The organism is Bartonella sp. MR168JLCBS, assembly GCF_042194175.1.
The window spans coordinates 364-593 of record NZ_JBHIMP010000542.1; the positions used below are offsets into that span (position 1 = coordinate 364).

Genomic DNA, 230 nt, shown 5'->3' on the forward strand with positions numbered 1-230 from the left:
GGTGGTACCGGTGACATCGCTTTTCGTATTCTTAATGCTTCACGCCAAAAAGCTCATGCTACAGTTCTTGATATTAATAGTTCGATGCTTAGCGTTGGCAAAAAGCGTGCACAAAAAAATGGTCTCGCCCCTCTGATTGACTTTGTTGAAGCAAATGCAGAACATCTTCCTTTGAAGATCAAAGCTTTGATGCTTATACTATTGCTTTTGGAATCCGCAATGTACCTCAT

Annotated in this window: 1 pseudogene; it reads left to right on the top strand. The window is 40.9% G+C overall.

The features are described from left to right. Positions 1-230, top strand: a pseudogene (locus ACFIK8_RS12530) (class I SAM-dependent methyltransferase); the annotation flags it as partial.